The organism is Streptomyces sp. T12 (assembly GCF_028736035.1).
Taxonomy (GTDB): Bacteria; Actinomycetota; Actinomycetes; order Streptomycetales; family Streptomycetaceae; genus Streptomyces.
In genome coordinates, this window is the sequence record NZ_CP117866.1 from 4,451,496 (window position 1) to 4,476,526 (window position 25,031).

24 protein-coding genes are annotated in these 25,031 nt (G+C 70.5%); 12 read left to right on the top strand and 12 right to left on the bottom strand.

The window, feature by feature from the left end; genetic code table 11:
• The first annotated feature begins 98 nt into the window (after positions 1 to 98).
• The 9 genes from PBV52_RS19720 to PBV52_RS19760 are packed head-to-tail and all read left to right on the top strand — an operon-like array spanning position 99 to position 7,964.
• Positions 99 to 1,424, top strand: a complete 1,326-nt coding sequence (locus PBV52_RS19720; protein WP_274239831.1) for an L-fuconate dehydratase — start codon at positions 99 to 101, stop codon at positions 1,422 to 1,424.
• Positions 1,417 to 2,325, top strand: a complete 909-nt coding sequence (locus PBV52_RS19725) for an amidohydrolase (protein WP_274239832.1) — start codon at positions 1,417 to 1,419, stop codon at positions 2,323 to 2,325. The genes PBV52_RS19720 and PBV52_RS19725 overlap by 8 nt, the downstream gene beginning before the upstream one ends.
• Positions 2,316 to 2,753, top strand: a complete 438-nt coding sequence (locus PBV52_RS19730) for an RbsD/FucU domain-containing protein (protein ID WP_274239833.1) — start codon at positions 2,316 to 2,318, stop codon at positions 2,751 to 2,753. The genes PBV52_RS19725 and PBV52_RS19730 overlap by 10 nt, the downstream gene beginning before the upstream one ends.
• Positions 2,750 to 3,793, top strand: a complete 1,044-nt coding sequence (locus PBV52_RS19735) for a zinc-binding dehydrogenase (protein ID WP_274239834.1) — start codon at positions 2,750 to 2,752, stop codon at positions 3,791 to 3,793. The genes PBV52_RS19730 and PBV52_RS19735 overlap by 4 nt, the downstream gene beginning before the upstream one ends.
• Positions 3,790 to 4,551 (top strand): SDR family oxidoreductase, encoded by a 762-nt coding sequence (locus tag PBV52_RS19740; RefSeq protein WP_274239835.1) that lies wholly within the window; start codon positions 3,790 to 3,792, stop codon positions 4,549 to 4,551. The genes PBV52_RS19735 and PBV52_RS19740 overlap by 4 nt, the downstream gene beginning before the upstream one ends.
• Positions 4,548 to 5,177 carry a bifunctional 4-hydroxy-2-oxoglutarate aldolase/2-dehydro-3-deoxy-phosphogluconate aldolase gene (locus PBV52_RS19745; protein ID WP_274239836.1) on the top strand — a complete coding sequence of 210 codons (630 nt, stop codon included), beginning with the start codon at positions 4,548 to 4,550 and terminating at the stop codon, positions 5,175 to 5,177. Before PBV52_RS19740 ends, PBV52_RS19745 begins: the two co-directional genes overlap by 4 nt.
• Positions 5,174 to 6,223 (top strand): sugar kinase, encoded by a 1,050-nt coding sequence (locus tag PBV52_RS19750; RefSeq protein WP_274239837.1) that lies wholly within the window; start codon positions 5,174 to 5,176, stop codon positions 6,221 to 6,223. Before PBV52_RS19745 ends, PBV52_RS19750 begins: the two co-directional genes overlap by 4 nt.
• A gap of 35 nt (positions 6,224 to 6,258) precedes the next feature.
• Positions 6,259 to 7,272 (top strand): aldo/keto reductase, encoded by a 1,014-nt coding sequence (locus PBV52_RS19755; RefSeq protein WP_274239839.1) that lies wholly within the window; start codon positions 6,259 to 6,261, stop codon positions 7,270 to 7,272.
• Positions 7,263 to 7,964, top strand: a complete 702-nt coding sequence (locus tag PBV52_RS19760) for a FadR/GntR family transcriptional regulator (RefSeq protein ID WP_274239840.1) — start codon at positions 7,263 to 7,265, stop codon at positions 7,962 to 7,964. Before PBV52_RS19755 ends, PBV52_RS19760 begins: the two co-directional genes overlap by 10 nt.
• 166 nt (positions 7,965 to 8,130) lie before the next feature.
• Here PBV52_RS19760 and PBV52_RS19765 read toward each other — a convergent pair whose 3' ends face one another.
• The 10 genes from PBV52_RS19765 to PBV52_RS19810 all read right to left on the bottom strand — a co-directional run bounded on the left by PBV52_RS19765 (position 8,131) and on the right by PBV52_RS19810 (position 18,482).
• A complete protein-coding gene (locus PBV52_RS19765; protein WP_274239841.1) occupies positions 8,131 to 9,105 on the bottom strand; it encodes an alpha/beta hydrolase in 975 nt (324 codons plus the stop codon).
• Positions 9,102 to 9,641, bottom strand: a complete 540-nt coding sequence (locus tag PBV52_RS19770; protein WP_274239842.1) for a TetR/AcrR family transcriptional regulator — start codon at positions 9,639 to 9,641, stop codon at positions 9,102 to 9,104. The genes PBV52_RS19765 and PBV52_RS19770 overlap by 4 nt, the downstream gene beginning before the upstream one ends.
• Before the next feature lie 22 nt (positions 9,642 to 9,663).
• Positions 9,664 to 10,644, bottom strand: a complete 981-nt coding sequence (locus tag PBV52_RS19775) for a zinc-binding dehydrogenase (RefSeq protein ID WP_274239843.1) — start codon at positions 10,642 to 10,644, stop codon at positions 9,664 to 9,666.
• 748 nt (positions 10,645 to 11,392) lie between these two features.
• Positions 11,393 to 12,028, bottom strand: a complete 636-nt coding sequence (locus PBV52_RS19780; RefSeq protein WP_274239844.1) for a TetR/AcrR family transcriptional regulator — start codon at positions 12,026 to 12,028, stop codon at positions 11,393 to 11,395.
• Between the two features lie 155 nt (positions 12,029 to 12,183).
• Positions 12,184 to 13,686, bottom strand: coding sequence for an aldehyde dehydrogenase family protein (locus tag PBV52_RS19785; protein ID WP_274239845.1), 1,503 nt, complete (start codon positions 13,684 to 13,686; stop codon positions 12,184 to 12,186).
• Positions 13,687 to 13,690: 4 nt separating this feature from the next.
• On the bottom strand, positions 13,691 to 14,737 hold the full coding sequence (locus PBV52_RS19790; RefSeq protein WP_274239846.1) for a branched-chain amino acid ABC transporter permease: 1,047 nt from the start codon (positions 14,735 to 14,737) through the stop codon (positions 13,691 to 13,693).
• A complete protein-coding gene (locus PBV52_RS19795; RefSeq protein WP_274239847.1) occupies positions 14,734 to 15,612 on the bottom strand; it encodes a branched-chain amino acid ABC transporter permease in 879 nt (292 codons plus the stop codon). The genes PBV52_RS19790 and PBV52_RS19795 overlap by 4 nt, the downstream gene beginning before the upstream one ends.
• Positions 15,609 to 16,376: an ABC transporter ATP-binding protein gene (locus PBV52_RS19800; protein WP_274239848.1), complete on the bottom strand. Its 768-nt coding sequence runs from the start codon at positions 16,374 to 16,376 to the stop codon at positions 15,609 to 15,611. Before PBV52_RS19800 ends, PBV52_RS19795 begins: the two co-directional genes overlap by 4 nt.
• Positions 16,369 to 17,145 (bottom strand): ABC transporter ATP-binding protein, encoded by a 777-nt coding sequence (locus tag PBV52_RS19805; protein ID WP_274239849.1) that lies wholly within the window; start codon positions 17,143 to 17,145, stop codon positions 16,369 to 16,371. The genes PBV52_RS19800 and PBV52_RS19805 overlap by 8 nt, the downstream gene beginning before the upstream one ends.
• On the bottom strand, positions 17,142 to 18,482 hold the full coding sequence (locus tag PBV52_RS19810) for an ABC transporter substrate-binding protein (protein ID WP_274239851.1): 1,341 nt from the start codon (positions 18,480 to 18,482) through the stop codon (positions 17,142 to 17,144). Before PBV52_RS19810 ends, PBV52_RS19805 begins: the two co-directional genes overlap by 4 nt.
• Before the next feature lie 104 nt (positions 18,483 to 18,586).
• On the opposite strand from PBV52_RS19810, the gene PBV52_RS19815 reads away from it, so the two are divergent.
• The 3 genes from PBV52_RS19815 (at position 18,587) to PBV52_RS19825 (ending at position 22,273) form a co-directional block, all read left to right on the top strand.
• Positions 18,587 to 19,471, top strand: coding sequence for an IclR family transcriptional regulator (locus PBV52_RS19815; protein WP_274239852.1), 885 nt, complete (start codon positions 18,587 to 18,589; stop codon positions 19,469 to 19,471).
• Between the two features lie 180 nt (positions 19,472 to 19,651).
• Positions 19,652 to 20,758, top strand: coding sequence for an NAD(P)-dependent alcohol dehydrogenase (locus PBV52_RS19820; protein WP_274239853.1), 1,107 nt, complete (start codon positions 19,652 to 19,654; stop codon positions 20,756 to 20,758).
• Between the two features lie 54 nt (positions 20,759 to 20,812).
• Entirely contained in the window at positions 20,813 to 22,273 is a 1,461-nt protein-coding gene (locus tag PBV52_RS19825) for an aldehyde dehydrogenase family protein (protein WP_274239854.1), read from the top strand.
• A gap of 94 nt (positions 22,274 to 22,367) precedes the next feature.
• Here PBV52_RS19825 and PBV52_RS19830 read toward each other — a convergent pair whose 3' ends face one another.
• A complete protein-coding gene (locus tag PBV52_RS19830; RefSeq protein ID WP_274239855.1) occupies positions 22,368 to 23,732 on the bottom strand; it encodes an L-serine ammonia-lyase in 1,365 nt (454 codons plus the stop codon).
• Between the two features lie 73 nt (positions 23,733 to 23,805).
• The gene (locus PBV52_RS19835; protein ID WP_274239856.1) at positions 23,806 to 25,020 is read right to left on the bottom strand and encodes a CdaR family transcriptional regulator; all 1,215 of its coding nucleotides are present in this window, start codon (positions 25,018 to 25,020) and stop codon (positions 23,806 to 23,808) included.
• Between the last annotated feature and the right edge of the window lie 11 nt (positions 25,021 to 25,031).

The following is a 25,031-nucleotide window of genomic DNA, read 5'->3' on the forward strand; positions in this document are numbered from 1 at the left end:
GCCGCCGGATCCGCCTCACCCGCACGGCCGCCGGACTCCCCGTCGTTCCCCATCTCGTCGCAGGGGCGTTCCCGCCCTCTGCCCCCACAGGAGTTGCCATGTCCTCCGCTGTGCCCGCATCCGCCCGCATCACCGCCCTGGACGTCCTCGACGTACGTTTCCCGACGTCCGAGCACCTGGACGGGTCCGACGCGATGAACCCCGAGCCCGACTACTCGGCCGCTTACGTCGTCCTGCGCACCGACGCCGGAGACGGACTGGAGGGCCACGCCCTGGCCTTCACCACCGGCCGCGGCAACGACGCGCAGGCCGCCGCCATCGCGACCCTCGCCCCGCATGTGGTAGGGCTCTCGGTCGAGGAAGTCTGCGCGGACCTCGGCGCGTTCTCCCGCACCCTGGTCCACGACCCCCAACTGCGCTGGCTGGGACCGGAGAAGGGCGCCATCCACATGGCGACCGGCGCGGTCGTCAACGCCGCCTGGGACCTGGCGGCCAAGCGCGCCGGCAAGCCCGTCTGGCGCTTCCTCGCGGAGATGTCGCCCGAAGAGCTGGTCGCCCAGGTCGACTTCCGCTGGCTCAGCGACGCCCTCACCCCCGAGGAGGCGCTGGACATCCTGCTCCGCGCCGAACCCGGCCGCCAGCAGCGCATCACCCGCCTGCTGGAGAGCGGTTACCCCGCCTACACCACCACACCGGGCTGGCTCGGCTACTCCGACGAGAAGCTGGCCCGCCTCGCCCGCGAGGCCGTTGCCGACGGCTTCACCCAGATCAAGCTGAAGGTGGGCGCCGACCTGGAGGACGACGTACGGCGGATGCGCACCGCCCGCGAGACGGTCGGCGACGGCATCCGCATCGCCGTCGACGCCAACCAGAGATGGGACGTCCAGCCCGCCATCGAGTGGATGCGCGCGCTGGCCCCCTACGAACCGTACTGGATCGAGGAACCCACCTCCCCCGACGACATCCTCGGCCATGCGGCGGTCCGCAAGGCCGTCAGCCCCGTCAAGGTCGCCACCGGGGAACACGTGGCCAACCGGGTCGTCTTCAAGCAGCTGTTGCAGGCCGGCGCGGTGGACATCGTGCAGATCGACTCCGCCCGGGTCGGGGGCGTCAACGAGAACATCGCGATCCTGCTGCTCGCCGCGAAGTTCGGCGTGCCGGTCTGCCCGCACGCGGGCGGAGTCGGCCTGTGCGAGATGGTCCAGCACCTGTCGATGTTCGACTACGTCGCCGTCTCCGGCACGCTCGAGGACCGGGTCATCGAGTACGTCGACCACCTGCACGAGCACTTCGTCGACCCGGTTCGCATCGCCGACGGCCACTACCTCGCACCCGAACTCCCCGGCCTGGGCGCCCAGATGCACCCGGAGTCGCTCAAGGAGTACACCTACCCCGACGGCCCGGTCTGGATCTCCCGTGTCTGACACCGCTGAACTCGTGGATTCCCACCACCATGTGTGGAATCTCGGCCACCGCCCCCAGCCCTGGCTGGAGGATCCCGGCCACGAGCCCATCCGCCGCACCTTTGACACCGCTGGCCTGCGATCGGCCGCGACCCGGCCGATCGCCGGCCACCGTCTGGACACCACGGTGGTCGTCCAGTGCCTGACCTCCCTGCCCGAGACGCGCGAACTCCTGACCCTGGCCGACAAGGACCCGCTGGTCGGCGCGGTCGTCGGCTGGGTGGACCTGACCAGCCTCGCCATCGGGGAGATCCTCGACGAACTGTGTGCCGGACCAGGAGGCTCGTACCTGCGCGCCGTGCGGCACGTCGTCCAGGGCGAACAGGACCCGGAGTGGCTGCAACGCCCTGTCGTCGAACGGGGGTTGCGGACGGTCGGCGAGCGCGGGCTCGGTTACGACGTCCTGGTCCGCAGCCACCAGCTCGGCCAGGCAGTCCGCCTGGCCGAGCGCCTCCCCGAACTGCCGCTGGTCCTCGACCACGCCGGCAAGCCCCCCATCGTCGGCGGTGACCTGGCCGACTGGGAACGACAGGTGCGGCAGCTCGCCGGACATCCGCAGGTGCGGTGCAAGGTGTCGGGCCTGGTCACCGAGGCCGAGTGGGAGAAGTGGACCACCGTCGACATCCGGCCGGTGTGGAACGTACTGCTCTCCGCGTTCGGCCCGCAGCGGCTGATGTTCGGTTCCGACTGGCCCGTCTGCACACTCGCGGGTGGCTGGAACCGGTGGGCGGAAACCGTCGAGAAACTGCTGGCGGACTGCTCCGAGAGAGAGACCCGGTCGATCCTCGCCGGCACCGCGACCGACTTCTACCGACTCAGCCCACCGGAGACGACACGCGAAAGGACACCGCCGTGCTCCTGACCGAACTGCTGCACCCCGGAATCCTCGAATCCCTGGCCGGAGCCGGCCACGGCGCCCGCGTCCTGCTCGCCGACGGCCACTACCCCGCGAGCACCGCCACCGGTTCACGGGCGAGGACCGTGCATCTCAACCTGTCCCCCGGTCTGCTCGACGTCACCACCGTGCTCGACGTCCTGCTGCGCGCCGTCCCCGTCGAGTCGGCCCACGTGATGGTGCCACCCGAGGGTGAACCGGAGCCGCCGGCCATCACCGAGTACCGCACACGGCTCGCACCGGCCCCCGTGGAAACACTCGGCCGCTTCGCCTTCTACGACGCCGCCCGCTCCCCCGACCTGGCGCTGGCGATCGTCACCGCCGACACCCGAACCTACGCCAACCTGCTGCTGACCATCGGCGTCCGCGCTGAAGGGACCCTGGGAACACGATGACTCTCGCCGTTCGCTATACCGCTGCCCGCACCCTGGACACGGCGCCCTCACAGGCTTCGCCCCCGGGCCCCGGCGAGGTCGAACTGGCCCCCGCCTACGTCGGCATCTGCGGCACCGACCTGCACATCTTCCACGGCGACATGGACGCCCGGGTCAGCACGCCCGCCGTCCTGGGACACGAGATGTCCGGCCGGGTCGTCCGCGTCGGGCCCGGCGTCGAGGACTGGCGGCCCGGCGACGCGGTCACCGTGATGCCCCTGCGCTGGGACGACACCTGCCCGGCCTGCCAAGCCGGCCACCAGCACATCTGCCAGCACCTCGACTTCATCGGCATCGACTCCCCGGGCGCGATGCAGCAGCGCTGGACCGTGCCCGCCTCGACGCTCGTCCGGCTGCCGGACTCGCTGCCGCTGGACCGGGGCGCGCTCGTCGAGCCCACGGCGGTCGCCGTGCACGACGTGGGCCGGGCCAGCGTGCGAGGCGGCGAGAAGGTCGTCGTGGTCGGCGGTGGGCCCGTCGGCGTGCTGATCGCGCTGGTCTCCCAGGCCACCGGCGCCGAGGTGCGGCTGGTCGAGCTGAGCGCCCACCGACGGCGGCTCGCCGAGGAGTTGGGGCTGACGGTCTGGAACCCGGCCGACGACGACGTGCCGGCGCTCGTGCGGAAGTGGACCGAAGACGCGGGCGCGGACGTCGCCTTCGAGGTGTCCGGTGCGGCGGGCGGCGTGGACACGGCGGTCGACGTGCTCGGCGTACGCGGCCGGTTGTGCCTCGTCGCCATCCATCCCCGCCCCCGCGAGATCAACCTGCACCGGTTCTTCTGGCGTGAACTCACCCTCGTTGGCGCCCGGTTGTACGACCGCTCCGACTTCGAGCGGGCGGTCACCCTGGTCGCCGACGGCACGATCCCGGCCGACCGGCTGATCAGCAAGGTCGTGCCGCTCACCCAGGCACCCGCCGCGTTCGAAGCCCTGGAGGGCGGCGGGGACGTGATGAAGATCCTCGTGGACTGCACCGACGACGCTCAGGGAGCCGCCGTATGACCGCCTTCGACCTCACCGGGAAGCTCGCCGTCGTGACCGGTGCCCGGCGCGGCATCGGCCGGGCCATGGCCCGCGCGCTCGCCGAGGCCGGCGCGGACGTCATCGGCGTGAGTGCCTCGCTGGAGGAGTCCGGCAGCGACGTCGAGAAGGACGTCACCGCCGCGGGCCGTACCTTCGAGGCGATCCGGACCGACTTCGCCGACCCCGAGGCCGTCCGGGCACTGGGCGCGAACCTCGCGGGCCGCGAGCGTCCGGTGGACATCCTGGTCAACAACGCGGGCACCATCCGCCGCGCGGCGGCAGTCGAACACACCGACACCGACTGGGCGTTGGTCCTCCAGGTCAACCTCACAGCCCAGTTCGCGCTGACGAGGGCCGTGGGCGCCACCATGGTGGCCCGTGGCCGAGGAAAGGTCATCTTCACCGCGTCTCTGCTCAGCTTCCAGGGCGGCATCACCGTCCCCGGCTACACGGCCGCCAAGCACGGCATCGCCGGCCTGACCAAGGCACTGGCCAACGAATGGGCCCCGCGCGGCGTCAACGTCAACGCCATCGCCCCCGGCTACATCGCCACCGACAACACCCAGGCACTGCAGGACGACCCGGCACGCAGCCGGGCCATCCTGGAACGCATCCCGGCCGGACGCTGGGGCACGGCCGACGACCTGGCGGGCGCCACCGTGTTCCTTGCCTCCGACGCTGCCGCGTATGTCCACGGCACCGTCCTGCCCGTCGACGGCGGATGGCTCGGCCGATGACCGCCAGCCTGGCCGCCGCCCTGTCCGGCGCCCGCATCCTGCCGGTGCTGACCGTGCCGTCGGCCACGATGGCCGCCCCGCTCGCCGACGCCCTGGCGGTGGGCGGGGCGCGGTGCGCCGAGGTCACCTTCCGCACCCCGGATGCCGAACAGGTCGTGAAGGCGATGGCGGCGCACGGTGGACTGGTCGTCGGAGCCGGTACCGTGCTCACCACCGAGCAGGCGGAGCGTGCCGTGGGCGCCGGTGCCCGCTTCGTGGTGTCGCCCGGCTTCGATCCCGAAGTCATGGAAAAATGCCGTGAGTTGGGGGTGCCGGTCGTGCCGGGCATCGCCACCGCAACCGAGCTGATGCGCGCCCTGCGGGCCGGCCTGGACACGGTCAAGCTGTTCCCCGCCGAGCCACTCGGGGGCACGTCGATGCTCCGGGCCCTGGCGGCTCCGTTCCCGCGGGCGCGGTTCGTGCCGACCGGCGGCATCCGCCCCGCGCACCTGTCCGGCTACCTCTCCCACCCGGCGGTCGTCGCCGTCGGCGGCACTTGGATGGCCACCGCCGAACACCTGGAGCGGGGCGACTTCGCGGAGATCCGGAAGCTGACGGCCGAAGCCGTGGAGAGGAGCGCGCCATGAGTGGGCGGACTCCGCAGGTGGTGGCCCTGGGCGAGGTGATGCTCCGCTTCGACCCGGGCGAGGGCCGGATCCGCACCGCGCGGACGTTCCAGGTGTGGGAGGGCGGCGGCGAGTACAACGTCGTACGCGGTCTGCGCCGCTGCTTCGGCCTGCGCACGGCTGTGGTGACGGCTCTGGTGGACAACGCGGTGGGACACCTCACCGAGGACCTCGTCCTGCAGGGCGGGGTCGACACCTCGTTGATCAGCTGGGTGCCTGGTGACGGCATCGGCCGTACCGCCCGCAACGGGCTGAACTTCGTCGAGCGGGGCTTCGGCATCCGGGGAGCACTGGGCGTGAGTGATCGCGCGAACACCGCGGTCTCCCAGTTGCGGCCCGGCGCCGTCGACTGGGACGCGGTCTTCACCGCCGGCGTCCGCTGGTTCCACACCGGCGGCATCTTCGCCGGGCTCTCGGACACCACGGTGGAGGTGGCCGAGGAGGCGATGGCCACCGCCCGGCGCCATGGCGTGACCGTCTCCTACGACCCCAACTACCGCCCCAGCCTCTGGGCCGACCGAGGCGGACCGGAGCGGGCGCGCGAGGTCGATCTGCGGCTCGCCCGGTACGCCGACGTCGTGGTGGGGGCGCTGGGCCTGGCCGGGAAGTACCCCGGTGCGGTGCTCATCGAGGCCGACGAGGTCCCGGACGCGCTGTCGGAGGTCGCCGGCCGGACACCCGGGGCGGGGGTGCTGGCGACGACCTTGCGGAACGTGCCGTCGGCCGGCGTGAACGACTGGTCCTCGGCCGCCTGGTCCGCCGCGACCGGTTTCGTCAGCGGCCCGCGGATGCCGGGGCTGCACGTCCTGGACCGCATCGGCTCCGGCGACGGATTCGCCGCCGGGCTGATCTACGGCCTGCTGACCGGTGCCGGCCTGGAGCGTGCCCTCGCCTACGGCACCGCCCACGGCGCACTCACCATGACCACGCCCGGCGATGTGTCCATGGCCACGCTCACCGAGGTCGAGGCGCTCGTCGCGGGTGGCTCCGCCCACGTCAGACGCTGACCGTACGCCGATCGAACATCCCCCAGGAGAACGTCTTGCAACTCCGGAAGATCCACCACACAAGCGTCGAACTCACCGAACTCGGATTCGGTGCCTCGGTGATCGGCAACCTCTACCGGGTCACCCCCGCCGCCGACGCGGCCGCCGCGGTCGACAAGGCCTGGGGGGCCGGCATCCGGTACTTCGACACCGCGCCCCACTACGGCCTGGGCCTGTCGGAGCGACGCCTTGGCGCGGCGCTGCGGGACCGTCCGCGGGACGCGTACGCCGTCTCCTCCAAGGTGGGCCGCCTGCTGGTCCCGAACGAGCGCCCGCAGGGCGTTGACAGCGAGGGCTTCGTCGTACGGGACGACCTGCGCCGCCAGTGGGACTTCAGCCGCGACGGGGTGCTCCGCTCGGTCGCGGACACGCTGGAGCGCACTGGCCTGGACCGGCTGGACGTGGTGTACCTGCACGACCCGGACGACCACTGGCAGCAGGCGGCCGACGAGGCGATGCCCGCGCTCGCGGAGCTGCGCGACCAGGGCGTGGTCGGCGCGATCGGCGCCGGCATGAACCAGTCGGCGATGCTCGCCCGGTTCCTGCGCGAGACCGCCGCCGACGTGGTGATGCTGGCCGGGCGCTACAGCCTCCTCGACCAATCGGCGCTGGACGACGTCCTGCCCGCCGCGCTGGAACACGGCAAGAGCGTCGTGGCGGTTGGGGTGTTCAACTCCGGGCTGCTCTCCCGTGACCGGCCCGCCGAGGGCATGAAGTACGACTACCAGGACGCCCCGCCCGAGCTCGTCGCCCGAGCCCTCGCGATCGCCGAGGTCTGCGCACGCCACGACACCAGCCTTCCCGCCGCGGCGATGGCGTTCCCCTTCACCCACCCCAGTATCATCAACGTCACTCTCGGTATGCGGAACCCGGGACAGGTCGCACGGAACGTGAAACTCCAGGGTCGCCGTGTCCCGGAGGGTCTCTGGGAAGACCTTCGTGCGCGAGGCCTAATCAGGTCGGACGTGCCCGAGGAGCACACGCATGGAGAGGGTTCGCAGTGTCTCTGACGGACAAGGCCATAGAACAGATCCGTGAGCTGATCCAGACCGGCGCCCTGCCGCCGGGTTCCAAGCTGCCGCCGGAACCGGAGCTGGCCGCCCAGCTGGGGCTCTCCCGCAACCTGGCGCGGGAGGCGGTGAAGGCGCTGGCCGTCGCCCGGGTGCTGGAGGTCAGACGGGGTGACGGCACCTACGTCACCAGCCTCCAGCCGAGCCTCCTCTTCGGGAGCCTCGGCGGTGCGGTGGAACTCCTCCAGGGCGACTCAGGAGCACTGCTCGACCTGATGGAGGTGCGGCGGCTGCTCGAACCGGCGGCCACCGCGCTGGCCGCCACGAGGATCTCCGACGAACAACTGGCCCAGGTGAAAAGGCACCTCGACGCCATGCGAGATGCCCGCGATGACGTCGAGGCGCTGAACGCCCACGACGCGGCCTTCCACCACGCCGTCGTCTCGGCCACGGGCAACGAGTCCCTGCTGACCCTCCTGGAGGGCGTCTCGGGCCGTACTCTGCGCGCCCGTATCTGGCGCGGCCTGGTCGACAGCCGGGCCGCGGGCAGGACGCTCGAGGAACACGAGGCCATCTTCGCCGCTCTCTCGGCCCGGGACGCCCCCCTGAGCCAGGCGGCCGCACTGCTGCACGTCAGCAACACGGAGCGGTGGCTGCGAGAGCACCTGGTTGCCAAGGGCGAGGCGCACTGATCACGCACCGCGCGCAGGTCTTCCCGTCCCCTCAGGTGTCACGGTGGAGGTCAGCGGCAGACGCGGACGGATTCCTTACGGCTGTCGGATCACAGATCACTTCCGCTTCGCGGTCGCAGCCGACACAGCAGGAGTTGGCCGCGTGGTTGCCGCAGATGACTCGCGCTCACTCGGCAAGGAGCCGCCGCAGCCAGTTCAGGCGTGCGGCCAGGGCCGTGCGGGCGAGGGCCGCCTGCGGGGCGAAGCCCTCGAAACCGTGGAAGCCACCCGGCCACACATGCAGTTCGGCCACTCCGCCGACCTGCCAGATGCGGGAGGCGTACTCGACGACCTCATCCCGGAAGGTCTCCGCCGAGCCGACGTCGAGATAGGCCGGAGGCAGCCCGGACAGATCCCCCGTACGGGCGGGCGCCGCGTAAGGGGACACGTCCGAGCCACCACGCTGTCCGCCCAGCAGCGCTGTCCAGCCGGACTCGTTGGCCGTACGGTCCCAGATGCCAAGGCCCTGCATCTGGTGGGCGGACGGTGTGTCGTTGCGGTCGTCCAGCATCGGACCCATGAGCAACTGTCCGCGGGGCTGCGGCCCCTTGCGATCCCTGAGCAGCAGCGTGAGCGCGGCGGCCAGGCCACCGCCCGCGCTGGCTCCCGCTACGACGATCCGCTGGGAGTCACCGCCGATCTCCCGCGCGTGGTCGGCCGTCCACGACAGGCCGGCGTACACGTCCTCGACCGGCGCGGGGTGCGGGTGTTCCGGTGCGAGCCGGTACGCGACGGACACCACCACCGCATTCAGCTCCCGTGCCCAGTCCACGATCATGTCCACACCAGACCGGTTGTTGCCGATCACCATGCCTCCGCCGTGGACGTGGTAGATCACGGGCCGCGGGCCGCCGACTGCCGCGGGGCGGCAGATCAGGAGCGAGATGTCGGGGGCGCCCTCAGGTCCCGGTACGACCCGGTCCTCGACCTCGAAGAAGCCGTGGTGACTCAGCTGTTCGTCGTCCGAGGCCGCGCCGCCCAGCATCTGGCGAGCGGCAGCGATCCCCTCCGCGGTGAGCTCGGGAAATGTGCTGCCCTGGGCTGCCATCGCCTGCAGAACAGCGCCGAGTTCGGTATCGAAGGGGGGCGGTGTCGGTTTCACGGTGTCTCCTCACATGATTGCTTCACGGTGAGCAGCGGCAGGACGATCTCGTCGACCAGGCGGGCGTCGTGGCCGGGTGGCAGTTCGCCGCGTTTCTCGGCCCGGGCGCAGATCACTCGGCCGGGCGATTCCTCCAACATCGCCAACGGCCGTATTCCTGCTGCCAGTTCGGCGTCATGGCGCACCGCGAGGAAGAGACCGGCGATCACGGCACCCTTCTGGCCGGACGCCAGCTCGGCGAGACCGTCCACGGAGGCCACCAGGTCGCCGCGCAGTGTGCCGGTGTCCGGCACCGCAAGGCTCGTCACATGCGAGGCGCGAACGGCGACGGTGACGAGCTCGCCCTTGGTACGCCGGTGACGGTACAGCGTGGCCTTGCTCGCACGGGCGCGGGCCGCCACTGCCTCGTAGCGCAGACCCTCATAACCCGACTCGGCGAGCACTTCGTACGTCGCGCGCAGGATCGCTCTCTGCCGGGAGGCTCTGATCCACTTAGTGGATTTCAGCGTCCCGTGCGCCGGTGCCGGCACCGTCATGTCCCTTGCCTCGCCCGGCACGTCAGGCGAATACCTGGACGAGCTTGCCCCGGACCCGACGGCCCGCCAGTTCGGTCAGCGCCGCCGGCACGTCTTCCAGGGGCAGGGTTCGGGTCACCATCGGGTCCAGCCGTCCGTCGGCGGCCATGCCGAGCAACTCGGTGAGCATCGTCGACAGTTGCCTACGGGATCGTTCGTCTCCCACCGTGTACGCGGCGCCCAGCGCGATCTCGTGAAGGGAGGGTGCCATCGAGAACGGCGGCACAACGCTCAGGTCCGGCCGTCCCGCGATCGCGGCGAGGCCGCCACCGTGCACCAGGAGACCGAGGCAGGCATTGGCTGAGTCCGGGCCCACCGTGTCGACCACCGCGTCCACACCCCGGCCGCCGGTCAACTCCCGGACACGAGAAGGTATGTCCTCGGTGCGGTGGTCGACGACGGCTTCCGCGCCGAGTCCCTTCACATGCGCGGTGTTGGGGGCGGACGCGGTGGCGAACACCCTTGCTCCGGTCAGTGCGGCAAGCTGGACCGCGAAGCCGCCGACTCCCCCGGCACCACCGGTGACGAGAACGGTGTCCCCCGCGGCGACGTGCAGACGGCGCGCCACCGCCTGATAGGCCGTCAGGCCCGCCGACGGCAGAGCAGCGGCTTCCGTCGGATCGAGGCCGATCGGCACCGGCGCCAGGACAGTGGCGTCCGCCAAGGTGTACTCCGCGAAGCCGCCGCGCTCGCGGATGTCCGCGTGGTACGCGACGCGATGCCCCGCGCGGACGTTCGTCACTCCCGGACCGAGTGTGTGCACAGTGCCCACGACGTCCAGTCCGAGAACGGCCGGCCAGGTCCACTCCGGGATGCCGTAGGCGGCCCGCTGGTAGTCCGACGGGTTCAGTCCGCAGGCCTCGACCCTGATGCGCACCTGCCCCGGTCCGGGCTCGGGGACCGGCAGGTTCGCGAGCCGCAGGGTGTCGCATGGGCCGGGCCGGTCGAGAACCAGAGCGCGCATGAAGGATTCTGCTCCTTGGGTGTCGTCATGGATGCGTGGAATGCCGCTCTCCGCCGGGCACAACGGCTGCTTACCGGGATCCTCAAGGACTTTGACGTAGTCATGTCCGGGAGCCGGCTCTCGTGGTCGAGGTGGGCGAGCGACGTGTCGATCGTGGGTTTCCTGCCCAGCCGGCCGAGGGACGAGAACACCGAAGGAACCCGCCTCCGCACCGACGATCATGATCGTCGCGGCGGGGGCGGCACAGTTGCGTGGCGGCGGTGAACGCCCTGATTGCCGACGCAGTCGAACACAGGGCGTGCTCGTACCGCTCGCCAGGTCCCGTACGGCCCACTGTGCTCCAAGGGTTCCGACGCGATCACCCGCCCGGCATCACCGCCGTCCCGCCCGGTCGGGGCGGACGGGTTCCGAAGGCGAGTGAGGTCAGGCTCTCGCACCGCGCGTCACGGCCCTCGCGGCACATCGCGCACCGTGACACCGTGGCCGACCAGCCGGCACTGTTCCGCTCCACTGCTGCCCGGAGAGGAACGGCGGATACGGCTCTCCCGCTCCGCACGCCGTGACGTCGGACCCTCACACCCCGCGCCTTCCGCTTCCCGCGACAACCGTGCCGGGCCCGGCCGTCTCCGGCAGCGAGGAGTCCTTGGACCCGACCTGTTCACGGCCGTGATGAGCACTGCTCTCATGCTGTACCTCCAGCAGACGGGTCAGGGAAGCTCGCGGGCCGCGGCCGGGAGTTTCGGACGGGTCAGTCCGAGGCCACGTCACGCAGGCGGGCGCAGGTGATGCGATAGACCTCGACCAGATCGGCGCCGCCCTCCGGCGCCCGGCGTGAGACCCACTCGTCGAACGCGGCGCGCAGCGTTGCGCTCACGGTCTCGGCCATCACCCGGGCTCGCAGGTCCACGGTCTCGGCGCCGGTGGCATCCGCCAGGAGCCGTTGGAACCGTTGACATTGTTCGGCCTCCCGCCGCAGTGCCGCGCTGCGCAGGGCCATGTCCCGCGTGAGCAGACCGCGGACCCGTCGCATGCGACCGATCACGTCGCCCGGGTCGGCGCTCAGCGCACCCAGGACTCCGGCAACGGCCTCCTCGACGTCCCGAAAGGTCAACACACCGGCCTTGGTATCGCCCAGACGCGCGACGAGTGCGGACTCGAAGGCCCGGTTCGGCCCCAGCGCCGCGTCCTCCTTCGTCGCGAAGTGCCTGAAGAAGGTGCTCTGCGAGACACCGGCCGCCGCCGCGATCTCTTGCACCGTGGTGCGCTCGTACCCCTGCCTCTCGAACAAGTCGAGAGCTGCGTCTTCGATGTCGGTCTGGGTTGCCAGCCGACGGCGTTCTCGTAGATCCGGCTTACCAGTCACAGTCAAGACGGTAGCACGCACCTAGTTGAAAGTGACACCCAAGATGACAGCAACTGTCACCAGCGACTGACGCCCTTCATCCAGGGCTCGCAGACGGCCCGCGCAGATCGTCGGCTAGGGTCGAAGCGCTACCTGGATGAAGTGGCGCGTCTCCGGCAGAGCATGACGCGGCCCCGTCAGAACGGGAAGTCGCGAGGCTCTCCGCGCAGCGTGATCCAGCGGAGTTCGGTGAATTCGTCTGCCGCGAAGGTCGTGCCGAATCGGCCCCAGCCGCTCTCCTTCACACCCCCGAAGGGCATGTTCGGCTCGTCGTTGACCGGTTGGTCGTTGACATGCACGATCCCCGCCTCGAGACGGCGAGCGATGTCCAGTCCACGATGGGTGCCGCTGGTCAGGACACCTGCGGTCAGCCCGTAGCGGGAGGCGTTCGCGCGCTGCACCGCATGGTCGGCGTCGTCGACCGTCTCCAGGATCACGACCGGGCCGAAGGTCTCGTCGAAGGCGAGTTCGGCGTCCTCGGGCACATCGGTCAGGACGGTGGGCGGGTAACACGGCGGGGCGGCCGTGCCCCCGGTGAGGAGACGGGCGCCCATCGAGACGGCCTCCTCGACGCGGCGATCCAGGAGGGACAGCGCCCATTTGTTGATCACCGGCCCGACCACGGTGCGAGGATCGTGCGGGTCGCCGACGGGCAGAGCCGCCGCCTTCTCGGTGAAGAGGCGGGTGAACTCCTCCGCGATCGGCCTCTCGACGTAGATACGGCGGGCGCACATGCACACCTGCCCCTGGTGCACGAACGCGCCGTAGATCGCGGCGTCGACCGCGTAGGACAGGTCGGCGTCGGCGAGGACGAGGAGCGGGTTCTGGCCGCTGAGCTGGAGGACGATGCGCTTGAGGTGGCGGCCGGCCGTCTCGGCGAGGCGGCGGCCGGTGGGTGTGGAGCCGGTGAAGTTGACGCGGCGAACCGCGGGATGGGAGAGGAGCACGTCCGCTATGGCGCCGGCGCCGCCGGGGGCGTGGGTGATCACGTTGAGGACGCCCGGCGGGAGTCCGGCCTCGGCGAAGATCTCCGCCCAGAGTGTGCCGCCGGTGAGGGGGGATTCCTCGGACGGCTTGAGGACGACCGTGTTGCCGAGGGCGATCGGGCCGACGATGCTGCGGCCGGACAGCACCAGGGAGGCGTTCCACGGGGCGATGGCCGCGACGACTCCGACCGGCTGGCGGACGGCGAGCGCACGGGTGCCGGGGATGTCCGAGGGGAGCACCTGTCCGACGGCGCTGTAGGGGAGTCCGGCGGCCTGGCGGAGCAGCGAGACGCTGAAGTCCAGCTGGACCGTCGCGTAGTGGCGGCCGCACCCCGTCTCCCTGGTCAGCAGGCCAAGGACCTCCTCGCGGCGGCGGTCGAGGATGTCGCTCGCGCGCAGCAGGACCCGCTGCCGCTCGGCCGGCGGCGCGTCGGCCCACCCGGCGAAGGCCGCCTGGGCGGCGTCCACCGCCCGGCGGGCGTCCTCGGCGTCGCCCGCGGCGACCGTCGCCATGACGGATCCGGTCCAGGGGTCATGGTCGGGGTAGGTTCCTCCGCCCAGCGGCTCGGTCCACTCACCGCCGATGTGGTGGCGCACCGTGACCGGGCGGGCCGGTCGGCCCGCGTCCGTCGCCGTGGGGTCAGGGACGTTCACCTGGTCAAGTCTCCCTCGATGACGGCTGGGGACGGGCCCCCTGCCGCCGCAGATGGTAACCGACGGGTAGCAACTGGACGTGCAGCCGGTCGTTCAGCAGACTCCACAGCCCGCGTGGGAGGAAGAGGGCGAAGGCGACGGCGGTCAGGCCGAGCCCGATGAGGTACCAGGCTCCCTGGTCGGCGAGGAAGTACTGCACGGCGAAGAAGAGGACGGCGCCGATGATCGGTCCCTCGAAGGTGCCGATGCCACCGACCAGCACCATGAAGATCATGTACGCCGACCACTGCACCCCGAAGATCGACTGGGGCTGGATGAACAGGGTGTTGGCCAGCGTGAGGGCGCCCGCAGCACCGCATCCGAAGCCGGCGAGGACGACCAGCATGAGCTTGAGCGGCCTGACCCGCACGCCGAGCGAGGCGGCGGCGTCCTCGTCATCGCGGATCGCCTGCAGGGCGGCTCCGATGCGGTGCCGCAGCAGGAGAGAGAGCAGGACGAGCAGGAGGACGGCGAAGGCGAGGGTGAGCCAGTAGGTGAAGGCGCGGCGCACCTCGGGGGCATAACCGTTCAGCCCCTGAAGGGAGACTCCGGTTCCGCCTCCGAGGCTCTGGTCGAGCATGACGAACAGGGCGATCGCCTCGGCGACGACCCAGGTGCCCACGGCGAACTGGCCGCCGCGCAGCCGCAGGACGAGCAGGGAGAGCACCGCCGCGAGCACGGCGGAGGCCAGGGATGCCAAGACGACGGCGAGGTACGGGTGTACGCCGTGCTGGGTGAGGAAGATGGTGCCGTACGCGCCGAATCCGATGAACGCCTGCTGGCCGACCGAGACGAGCCCGGCGTACCCGGCCAGGGCGTTCCACATGACGGCGAGGATGAGGAAGATCAGCAGGCTGGTGAGCTGCTGGACGACGTTCGCGCTGAGCACCTGGGGAACGGCGAACAGGGCGATCGCGACGAGGACGAGGGCACTGGAACCGATGCGGGACGCCAGGCCGGCACGCTGGACGGACCATGCGCCGGGCGGGGCGGGGGCGGCTGCTGTGGTCATGCGTGGGCTCTCCGGGTGGCGATGAACCGGCCGCGGGGGCCGGCCAGGATGACGAGGAAGACCAGGTGGCCGGCGAGGATCGAGTACTGCGGATCGATCTGGGCGCCGAGGGTCTGGGCGACGCCGAGGACGACGCCGCCGGTCAGCGTGCCCCACAGGGAACCGAGACCGCCGATGACGACCGCTTCAAAGGCGAAGACGAGCTGGGTCGGGCCGCTGGAGGCGTCGAAGGTGGAGTGGAGGGCCAGGAAGGTCCCGGCCAGGGCGGCCACCGCGACGGCGATCGCGGCGGCGCGGGCGTAGACGGACGCCGCCGGTACGCCCACGAGCGCCGCGGTGTCCGGGTCCTGGGCGGTGGCACGCATCTCCCGGCCGAATCCGGTGCGTTGCAGCAGGAACTGGAGTGCGCCGAGGACCGCGACGGCGACGGCGAGGATCAGCACGCCGAGGTACGGGACGGACAACTGGTCGGTGATCTTCCAGCTGCCGGTCGACAGTGAGCCCACGGACGGGCCCAGGGAGCGCACGTCCGGGGAGAAGATCTGCAGCAGGGCGTTCTGCAGGACGATGGCGAGTCCGAAGGTCGTCAGCAGAGGGGTGAGTTCTCCGCCGCGCAGGCTGCGGGCCAGGACGGTGCGCTGGAGGACGTAGCCGAGGGCGAGCATCACCGGGAGGACCGCGAGCAGCGCCAGGAACGGTGACACGTCGGCCTGGGTGGAGACCCACCAGACCCCGAACGCGCCGAGGACGGCGAGGTCGCCGTGGGCGAGGTTGATGATGCGCATGACGCCGAACAGCAGGGACAGGCCGCAGGCGAAGAGTGCGTACAGGCCGCCGAGGAAGAGGCCCTGGACGATGGCGTTGATCCAGCTCATGTCCGCTCCGGAGTGGGGTGGGCCGCCGGTGTGTCGACCGCGGCGGAGGCCGGACTGACACGGCCGAGGCCGAAGTAGGCGTCGGTGACCTGGTCGCGGGTGACCTCGCCGACGGGGGCGTCGAGGACGGCGCGGCCCTCGAGCATGCAGACCACGCGGTCCGCCACCGACATCGCGCGGCTGAGGTCCTGCTCGACCAGGACGACGGTGGCGCCGTCGGCGATGAGTGCCGTGAGCGACTCGTAGACGGCGTCGACGGCGACCGGTGCGAGGCCGAGCGAGACCTCGTCGACCAGCAGCAGCCTGGGGTTGGTCATCAGGGCGCGGCCGATGGAGGTGGCCTGCTGCTGGCCACCGGACAGACTGCCGGCCCGCTTGTGGCGGATCGGCCGCAGGAGTGGGAAGGCGTCCAGGACGGTGTCGACGCTCCATGGTCCGGGCCTGGCGCGTCGGCCGGCGACAAGCAGGTTCTCCTCGACGGTGAGGTCGGGGAAGAGCTTGCGGCCTTCGGGGACGAGGGCCAGGCCACGTGCCACGCGTCGGTGCGCCACCAGGCCGGTGATGTCGTCTCCGTCGAAGGTGACGGTTCCCCCGGCGGCCGGGTGGGCCCCGGCCACTGTGCGCAACAGGGTTGATTTTCCGGCCCCGTTGGCGCCCACCAGGGCGACGGCCTCGCCGTCGGACACCGTCAGCAACAGTTCCCGTACCGCGGGGAGGAGTCCGTGGCGGGCGTCGAGGCGGGAGACGTGCAGCAGGTCAGCCATGGCTGCCCCTTCCCAGGTAGGCGTCGACGACGTGGGCGTCGCGCAGGACCGCCTGAGGCTCGCCCTCGGCGAGGACCCGTCCGGCGTCCATGCACACCAGGCGGTCGATGACCTGCACCAGGATGTGGACGATGTGCTCGATCCACACGATGCTGATGCCGAGGGTCCGCAACTGCTTGATGGTGCCGACGAGTTCGGCGGCCTCGGCGTCGGTGAGGCCGCCACCGATCTCGTCGAGGAGCAGGACGCGCGGGTCGGTCGCCAGGGAGCGGGCGAGTTCGAGCCGTTTGCGGTGCAACAGGCCGAGGCTCTCGGCGCGCCGGTTGGCGAGGTCGATCAGACCGCAGAGTTCCAGGACCTCGACGCACCGCTGGTGGGCGGCGCGCCGTGACAGCCGGGTGCCGTACGAGGCGCCGACGAGGACGTTCTCGAGAACGGTCATCCCGCCGAAGGGGCGCGGGATCTGGAACGCCCGGCCGATCCCCTGGCGGCACCTCGACTCCGGCCGGAGTGAGGTGACTTCGTTGCCGTCGAGGTGGATGGTGCCCCGGTCCGGTGTCACCGATCCGGCCAGGGCGTTCAACAGGGTGGTCTTCCCGGCGCCGTTGGGGCCGACGATGCCGACCGCCTCACCGGCGCCGACGCGGAAGTCGACTCCGTCGAGGACACGCAGGTCGCTGTAATTCAGGGTCAGGCCGGCGCCCACGAGGACGGGCGGTGAGTCCTCCGTCCTCGTGGCGTCCGCTGCCGGGGTGCGCACGGCACTCATGAGGTGTAAGGGCGCAGACGCGCGGCGACGGGGACGTTGGGGTCGCTGGAGTTCTCGCACAGGACGAAGTCCAGCTTGTACGGACTGCCCTTGGCCGCCTGCACCCACTGGCCACCGAGGATGGGGGTGGCGACGACGTTGGCGTTGGGTCCCTTGCCCCACTGGAGCCTGCCGACCGGGGTCTCCACGTCGAGACCGGCGATCGCCTTGGCGACGGCCTTCTTGTCCTTGGGGTCGGTGGCGGCCTGGAACGCGGCCGCGGCGGCGTCGAACAGGGCGAGGCTGGGGCCGAGTTGCTGGGTCCACTGCTTGCCGGACGACTTCTGGTAGCCGTCGGCCAGGTCCTCGGAGGAGACCTTGGTGAGGGAGGAGCTGTAGGGGAAGGTCGGGGTCCAGTAGGCGCCCCCCGCTATGCCGATACCTATGGAACCCAGCGCCTCGACCTGCGAGGGGAACAGGCCCGTCTTGGCGACCTGCACGATCTTGGGCTTGTAGCCCTGCTGCGCCGCCTGCCGCCAGAAGGTGGCGAAGTCGGAGGGGATGGGGAAGGTGTTGAAGATCTCGCAGTCCTCGGACTTGAACCTGGCGATCTGCGACGAGTAGTCGTTGGTGCCGTTGGTGTAGGCGCCGGGATCGACGATGTCGTAGCCGTCCTTCTTCAGCAGGGGGCCGAGTGCCTGCCGGATGGCGTTGCCGTCGGAGTCGTTGGGCCACATGACGCCGGTCTTCTTGTTCGTCTTCACCTGCGGCCACAGCTTCGTGTAGGCCTGGTGGAACTGCTCGACGCCGAAGCAGAAGTGGAAGGTGTACTGGTAGGCCTGCTTCTGGGCCGGCTTGGCTCCCCTGCCGAAGTACCAGGCCTCCCAGGGGACGACGGTGGAGATGCACGGGACGCCGGCCGCCTCGCACGCGTCGGAGACCGGGTTGACCGTCTCCGGCGTCGACGTGGTGAGCATCAGGTCGACGCCCTCGGCGTTGATCAGGTCGTTGGCCACCTGGGATCCACGCTGCGGGTTGGACTGGCCGTCCTTGTCGATGATCTTGACGTTGTACTTCTTGCCGCCGATGGTCAGGCCGTCGGCGAAGGCCTTGCGGGCGAGGCTGAGGACGTACGCGTCCGGCTCGCCGAAACCGGCCGCGGGACCGGTGCGCGGGCTGACGAATCCGATCTTGAGTGTGGTCGTCCCACCGCCGCTGCCGCTGTCGCCGCTACCCACCTTGCACGCGGCGAGAAGCGGACTCGACAGGGCCAATCCGGACATACCGAGGCCCGCCGTACGCAGAATCCGGCGTCTGCTGGGGTCGGGAGACGGTTCGGACATAGGAGACTTAGGCATGTTCGCCCTCCTCGTGAACCAAAGGTGGGGGGAACGTAGGAGCGGCTGTCACGAAAGTCAACGCAGCGTTCTAATAGCTGAAACAATCGGCGCTACCATGCGGCATGACCTCACGGACACCGCCGTCGGCATCCGACGAGCCCACAACCCCCCTCGCAGCCGATGAGGCCGAGGACGCGGCGACGCTCCCGAAGGCGAGCGCCGCGGGGTTCTCCCAGTCCCTGGAACGCGGACTGCTGATCCTGTCGTCGTTCAGTGAGACGCGCCCCGTGCTGGGCATTTCCGACCTGGGGCGCGCGGTCGGCCTCAACCGCAGCACCACCTACCGCTACGTGGCGACACTGGCCAAACTCGGCTACCTGCAACAGGATCCGGACTCGCGGAAGTACTCTCTCGGGCCCCGGGTCGTCGACCTGGGATTCGCGGCGATCAACTCCATGGAGATCACCCGTGTCGCCGGGCCGTTCCTGCAGGCCCTGTCGGACGAGACCGGCTACACGGTGAGCATGGCCGTGCTCGACGGCCCGGACATCGTGTACGTCGACCGGCGGCGCAGCGGGCGCGCGGGCACCTTCGCCATGGGCCTCCACCTGCACGTCGGCTCCCGCCTTCCTGCCTACTGCACCTCGATGGGCAAGGTCCTGCTCGCATACCAGGAGCCGGCCGTACTGCGTGACCTGGTCGATCGCACGGACCTCGCCCGGCGAGGGCCGAAGACAATCACCGCGCGGGAGCAGCTCATGGTGGCGCTGACCCGGGTTCGGCGTACCGGATTCGCGCTCAACGACGAGGAACTCGCGCCCGGACTGCGATCGTTGGCCGCGCCGGTGAGGGACCGGTCCGGCGCGGTCGTGGCTGCGGTCAATGTCGCGGTGCACCTCACGGTGTGGAACGCCTCGGTGGAATCCGTCATGTCGCGCCTGGAAGCTCCCCTGCGTCGCGCGACGACGGAGATCTCCACCCGGCTCGGTCACCGGCCGCAAGCCTGACCCGAAGCCGTCCGAGCAGTGTTGTTTGAATAGCTGAAACTGGAGTCTCTCTATACGAAACAGTAGGGACGCATTTCGTTGACACCGGCTTCCGGGGGGGCGCAGACTCACGCCGCCACAGTCATGTGGACGTCACTTCACCAGGCGAACAGAGTTGTTCCCTGTGCCCGGGAGGCCGCCATGCGTATACAAGCCGCCGTGTTCGACAAGCAGGACGGACCGTTCCGTGTCGAGGACATCGAACTGGACGAACCGCGGGCGGGTGAGGTCCTCGTGAGGATCACGGCCACCGGGATCTGCCACACCGACGGCCTGGCGCGGCACGGCGACCTCCCTTTCCCGGCTCCTGGTGTGCTCGGCCACGAAGGCGCCGGTGTCGTGTCCGCGGTGGGTCCCGGTGTCACGTCGGTGCGGGAGGGCGACCATGTCGTGGCGGGCTGGCCCTGGTGCGGCGAGTGCCGCAACTGCCTGGCCGGTGAGCCCCGTTACTGCGCCAGGCTCGGCGAACTCCTCGTCGGCGGAGTCCGGCCGGGGACCGAGGCCTCGGCGCTGAGCCGCGCGGACGGGGGGACCCTCCACGGCCACTTCTTCGGCCAGTCGTCGTTCGCCACGCACGCCCTCACACAGGCCAACAGCCTGGTAAAGGTACCGAAGGACGTCCCGCTCGACCTGCTCGGCCCCCTTGCCTGCGGGCTGTCCACCGGAGCGGGTGCCGTGCTCAACACGCTGCGCCCGCAGACCGGCTCCAGCCTCGTGATCTACGGCACGGGCTCGGTGGGACTGGCCGCTGTCATGGCCGCCCGCAACAGCGGCGCCACCACGATCATCGCCGTCGACCGGCACACCGCCCGGCTGAAGCTGGCAGCGGAACTCGGCGCCACGCACACCGTGAACGCCGGCGACACGGACCCCGTCGCCGCCGTGCACGACATCTGCGGCGGGCCCGCCGACAACGCCCTGGAGTGCACCGGCATCATCTCCGTCGTGCGCCAGGCCGCCGACTCGGTCGGCATGCTCGGCACCTGCGCGCTCATCGGCGGCGCCCCGGCGGGAGCCGAGTTCACCCTCGACCACCTCACCACCCTGTGGGGCAAGCGCATCGTCGGCGTCCTCGGCGGCGGCGGTCGCAGTACCCAACTCATCAGCGCACTCATCGACTTGTACCGCCAGGGCCGCTTCCCCATGGAACGCCTCGTCTCCTGGTTCACCTTCGACCAGATCGAGCAGGCGCTTCAGGCGTCGTACGCCGGTGACGTCATCAAGCCGATCGTCCGCATGCCCGCCTGAGCCGCGCACGCCCCGTGGCCTGCCATGACTGCCCCGTACCGAAAGAAGCCCTTCATGTCTCTCACCCGTGAACTCCTCATCGGCGGCAAGGACCTGCCCGCCCTGTCCGGCCGCACCGCCGAGGACATCAACCCCTACACCGGCGAGGTCTACGCGACCGTCGCCGCGGCCGGCCCGCAGGACGTGACCCGCGCTGTGGACGCCGCCGACGCCGCGTTCGCCGAATGGGCCGCGATCGCGCCCTTCGCCCGTCGCGCGATCTTCCTCAAGGCGGCGGATCTGCTGGACGCACGTGCGGAGCAGGTGGCCGAGATCATGGCCCACGAGGCCGGCGGCACCCGCCCCTGGGCGTTCTTCAACGTGGGGCTGGCGGCGAACATCCTGCGGGAGGCGGCCGCCGCCATCACCGCTCCGCGCGGTGAGGTGCTCAGCGCGCAGGAGGAGGGCGCGCTGGGCCTGGCCGTGCGGGAACCGCTGGGCGTGGTCGCGGCGTTCGCGCCATGGAACGCTCCGGTCATCCTCGGTGTCCGGGCCGTGGCGGCGCCCCTTGCCGCCGGCAATACGGTCGTCGTCAAGCCCAGCGAGGACGCGCCGATCGCCTGCGGACTGCTCGTCGCGGACGTGCTGCGCGAGGCGGGACTGCCCGACGGAGTGCTCAACGTGGTCACCAACGCCCGTGAGGACGCGGCGGAGATCGCCGAGGCGCTGATCGCCGATCCCCGGGTGCGTGCCGTGAACTTCACCGGTTCCACCGGCGTCGGCCGGATCATCGGCACCCACGCGGCGAAGCATCTCAAGCCGGCCGTGCTCGAACTGGGCGGCAAGAACGCGGTGATCGTCCTGGACGACGCGGACGTGGACTACGCCGTCGACGCCGTCACCTTCAGCGTGTTCATGAACTCCGGGCAGATCTGCATGTCCGGCGACCGCATCCTCGTACACGAGTCGCTGGCCGAGGAGTTCACGCAGAAGTTCACCGCGAAGGTCGCCTCCCTCCGGGCCGGGGACCCCGCTCATCCGCACACCGTGCTGGGCCCGCTGGTCACCGCCTCCGCCGCACAGCGCGTCGCCGCCCTGGTGGAGGACGCGGTCGCCAAGGGAGCCACCGTGCTGACGGGCGGCGGACGGCCGGAGGGAGCGGTGCACGCGGCGACCGTGCTCACCGGCGTTCCCAAGGACGCGGACCTGTACTACGCGGAGGCCTTCGGGCCGGTCTGCGTCGTCGAGACGTTCGGCGACGACGACACCGCCGTGGCCGTCGCCAACGACACCGACAACGGTCTGACCTGCGGCATCATCACCGAGAACGCCACCCACGGACTGAGCGTCGCCCGTCGTGTCCGGACGGGCATCGTGCACATCAACGACCAGTCCGTGGCCGACGAGCCGCAAGCGCCCTTCGGTGGCGCGAAGGCCTCCGGATACGGCCGGTTCGGCGGACGGTGGGGCATCGAGGCGTTCTCCAACACCCGCTGGGTGACGATCGCGACCCAGCAGGCCCACTACCCCTTCTGATCGTTCCGCTCCGGGCGCAGGACAGAGCTTGCGGGGCATCCCAGGCCTCGGGGATGGTCAGGCTCAAGGGTTCCGGTTGGGGCGCGATGCGTCGTCAGCATTCGATGACGTTGACGGCGAGGCCACCGCGCGAGGTCTCCTTGTACTTGGTCTTCATGTCGTCGCCGGTCTGCTTCATCGTCTTGATGGCCTTGTCGAGGGAGACGTGGTGTCGGCCGTCCCCGCGCAGGGCCATGCGGGCGGCGGTGACGGCTTTGACCGCGGCCATGCCGTTGCGTTCGATGCAGGGGATCTGGACCAGGCCGCCGACGGGGTCGCAGGTGAGGCCGAGGTTGTGTTCGATGCCGATCTCGGCGGCGTTCTCGACCTTCTCGGGGCTGCCGCCGAGGACTTCGGCCAGGCCAGCGGCCGCCATGGAGCAGGCGGAGCCGACTTCGCCCTGGCAGCCGACCTCGGCGCCGGAGATGGAGGCGTTCTGCTTGAAGAGGATGCCGATCGCGCCGGCGGTGAGCAGGAAGCGGATGATGCTGTCGTCGTCGGCGCCGGGGATGAAGTCGCGGTAGTAGTGCAGGACCGCGGGGATGATGCCGGCGGCGCCGTTGGTCGGCGCGGTAACCACGCGGCGGCCGGAGGCGTTCTCCTCGTTGACGGCCATGGCATAGAGGGTGACCCATTCCATGGCGTGCCACTGCGGGGCGCCCTGGACGCGCAGGGACCGGGCGGCGGAGGCGGCGCGGCGGCGGACCTTGAGGCCGCCGGGCAGGACGCCCTCGCGGGACAGGCCGGCGTCCACGCAGTCGCGCATCACGGCCCAGATCCTCAGCAGGCCGTCGCGTATCTCCTGTTCGGTACGCCACGCCTTCTCGTTCTCCAGCATCAGCCCGGAGATGGAATACCCCGTCTCACGGCAGCGCCGCAGCAGTTCCTCACCGGTGGAGAAGGGGTGCTTGAGGAGGGTGGTGTCGGGTTTGATGCGGTCCGCGCCGATGGCCTCTTCGTCGATGACGAAGCCTCCGCCGACGGAGTAATACGTCTTCTCCATCAGGGTCTGCCCGTCCGCGACGCGGGCGGTGAGGGTCATGCCGTTGGGGTGGTGGGGCAGCGATCGGCGTCGGTGCAGGACCAGGTCGGTGCCGGGGTCGAAGTCGATGGCGCCGCCGGGCAGGTGCAGGCGGTGGGTGCGGGTGATGCGTTCGACATCGAGATCGGCCTGGTCCACGTCGACGGTCTCGGGAGCGTGGCCTTCCAGTCCGAGCATGACGGCCTTCGGAGTGCCGTGGCCGTGACCGGTCGCGCCGAGCGAGCCGAAGAGCTGGGCGTGCAGCCTGGCCGTGTCGGTGAGGAGGCCTTCGGCGGTCAGGCGCTGGGTGAACATGCGAGCTGCGCGCATGGGGCCCACGGTGTGGGAGGAGGAGGGGCCGATGCCGATGGAGAAGAGGTCGAAGACGCTGATGGCCACGGGAGACCCTCCTTGTCGAAGAGGGGATGCGACGCGCATCCGATGCGGTGGGTGAGGTCGGCGGACGCCGGAGTCAGATGCGGGGGCGGCGGGACCAGCGGGCGGCCTTGATCGCCATGTGGAGCTCCAGGCGCGTCGGGCCGTCCAGCGGGTCGGTGCCGATCGCGTCCTTGATGCGGCCGAGGCGGTAGTAAAGGCTCGTGCGGTGGAGGTGGAGGCGCCTGGCGACCTCGTTGACGCTCGCGGTGTCGTAGTAGACCTCCAGGGTGTGGAGGAGGTCGCCGCTGTCGTCGGCCGCGTACAGGCGGTCGTGGAGCTCGGACTGGTGGAGGGTTTCCCGGCGAAGGTTTCTCGCGAGGAACCGGTACGGGCCGATGTCGTCCCACCCTGCGAGGGAGCCGAGTTCGGGGTCCACGGCTGCGGCCTGGGCGGCGATGACGGCCTGTTGGAAGGCCTCGGGGAGACGTTCGATGGTCTTGAGGGGGTTGCTGACGCCGACGAACACGGGAGGTGGCGTGTCAGCGTGGCCCGCGGTGGTCGCCACGGCGGTGGTGAGGTCGTGGTGCAACTGGAGCGGGGTGTCGGCGTCGCGGCTGGAGCGGACCAGGACGGTGGTGTGGGTGTCCTGCACGGATGTGGCGAGTACGTGGCTGTGGGCGGCCAGGGTCTGGTGCAGGGCGACCCGCAGCTGAGTGGCCTCGGCGTCGCTGCGGCGGGCGGGGTCGTGGGCCGAGGTGGGTAGGCACACCAGAACGTGCACGGTGTCCAGTGCGTACAGCACGGGCCAGGATCTGAGGTCATCCAGGGCGGTGGGGTCGGCCCGGCAGGCGTGCTGAAAGGTCGCTTCCCGGTTGCGGCGCTCCTCCAGTTGCGGGTCGGCCTTGTCGTACTGGAGGGCGGCCAGGGTGTCGATCCGGTCGGTGAGACGGGCGAGTTGGCCGAGGAGGGCCGGGGCGGACCAGGTGTCGTCGGACTGGAGGATCCACAGGGTGCCGGTCTTCACGCCGTGGTGCATGAGGGGGACGCAGAGGCGGGCGCGCATGCCCAGGTCGGGGTTGGCGGGGACTTCGACGGGCTTGGTGGCGGTGGCGACGCCGTGCTCGTCCTGCCAGGCGCGGATGTCGTCGGGTACGGCACGGGTGAGCAGTGAGCGGATACGGGCCTCGTCGGCGCGGCCCTGCTGGGCGCTGTAGGTGACCAGACGGCCGCTGAGGTCGTCGACGGACACGCCTTTGCCGAGGGCGGTGGCGATCTCGTCCACGATGTCCTGGATATCGCTGTTGGCCATGCCGCGCTGTT

Excerpts from the sequence above, each read along its gene's own strand:
- PBV52_RS19720 (WP_274239831.1), top strand. The coding sequence starts at position 99 with ATGTCCTCCGCTGTGCCCGCATCCGCCCGCATCACCGCCCTGGACGTC.
- PBV52_RS19735 (WP_274239834.1), top strand. The coding sequence starts at position 2,750 with ATGACTCTCGCCGTTCGCTATACCGCTGCCCGCACCCTGGACACGGCG.
- PBV52_RS19740 (WP_274239835.1), top strand. The coding sequence starts at position 3,790 with ATGACCGCCTTCGACCTCACCGGGAAGCTCGCCGTCGTGACCGGTGCC.
- PBV52_RS19745 (WP_274239836.1), top strand. The coding sequence starts at position 4,548 with ATGACCGCCAGCCTGGCCGCCGCCCTGTCCGGCGCCCGCATCCTGCCG.
- PBV52_RS19750 (WP_274239837.1), top strand. The coding sequence starts at position 5,174 with ATGAGTGGGCGGACTCCGCAGGTGGTGGCCCTGGGCGAGGTGATGCTC.
- PBV52_RS19770 (WP_274239842.1), bottom strand. The coding sequence starts at position 9,641 with ATGACGGTGCCGGCACCGGCGCACGGGACGCTGAAATCCACTAAGTGG.
- PBV52_RS19775 (WP_274239843.1), bottom strand. The coding sequence starts at position 10,644 with ATGCGCGCTCTGGTTCTCGACCGGCCCGGCCCATGCGACACCCTGCGG.
- PBV52_RS19790 (WP_274239846.1), bottom strand. The coding sequence starts at position 14,737 with ATGACCACAGCAGCCGCCCCCGCCCCGCCCGGCGCATGGTCCGTCCAG.
- PBV52_RS19795 (WP_274239847.1), bottom strand. The coding sequence starts at position 15,612 with ATGAGCTGGATCAACGCCATCGTCCAGGGCCTCTTCCTCGGCGGCCTG.
- PBV52_RS19800 (WP_274239848.1), bottom strand. The coding sequence starts at position 16,376 with ATGGCTGACCTGCTGCACGTCTCCCGCCTCGACGCCCGCCACGGACTC.
- PBV52_RS19805 (WP_274239849.1), bottom strand. The coding sequence starts at position 17,145 with ATGAGTGCCGTGCGCACCCCGGCAGCGGACGCCACGAGGACGGAGGAC.
- PBV52_RS19810 (WP_274239851.1), bottom strand. The coding sequence starts at position 18,482 with ATGCCTAAGTCTCCTATGTCCGAACCGTCTCCCGACCCCAGCAGACGC.
- PBV52_RS19815 (WP_274239852.1), top strand. The coding sequence starts at position 18,587 with ATGACCTCACGGACACCGCCGTCGGCATCCGACGAGCCCACAACCCCC.
- PBV52_RS19820 (WP_274239853.1), top strand. The coding sequence starts at position 19,652 with ATGCGTATACAAGCCGCCGTGTTCGACAAGCAGGACGGACCGTTCCGT.
- PBV52_RS19825 (WP_274239854.1), top strand. The coding sequence starts at position 20,813 with ATGTCTCTCACCCGTGAACTCCTCATCGGCGGCAAGGACCTGCCCGCC.
- PBV52_RS19835 (WP_274239856.1), bottom strand. The coding sequence starts at position 25,020 with ATGGCCAACAGCGATATCCAGGACATCGTGGACGAGATCGCCACCGCC.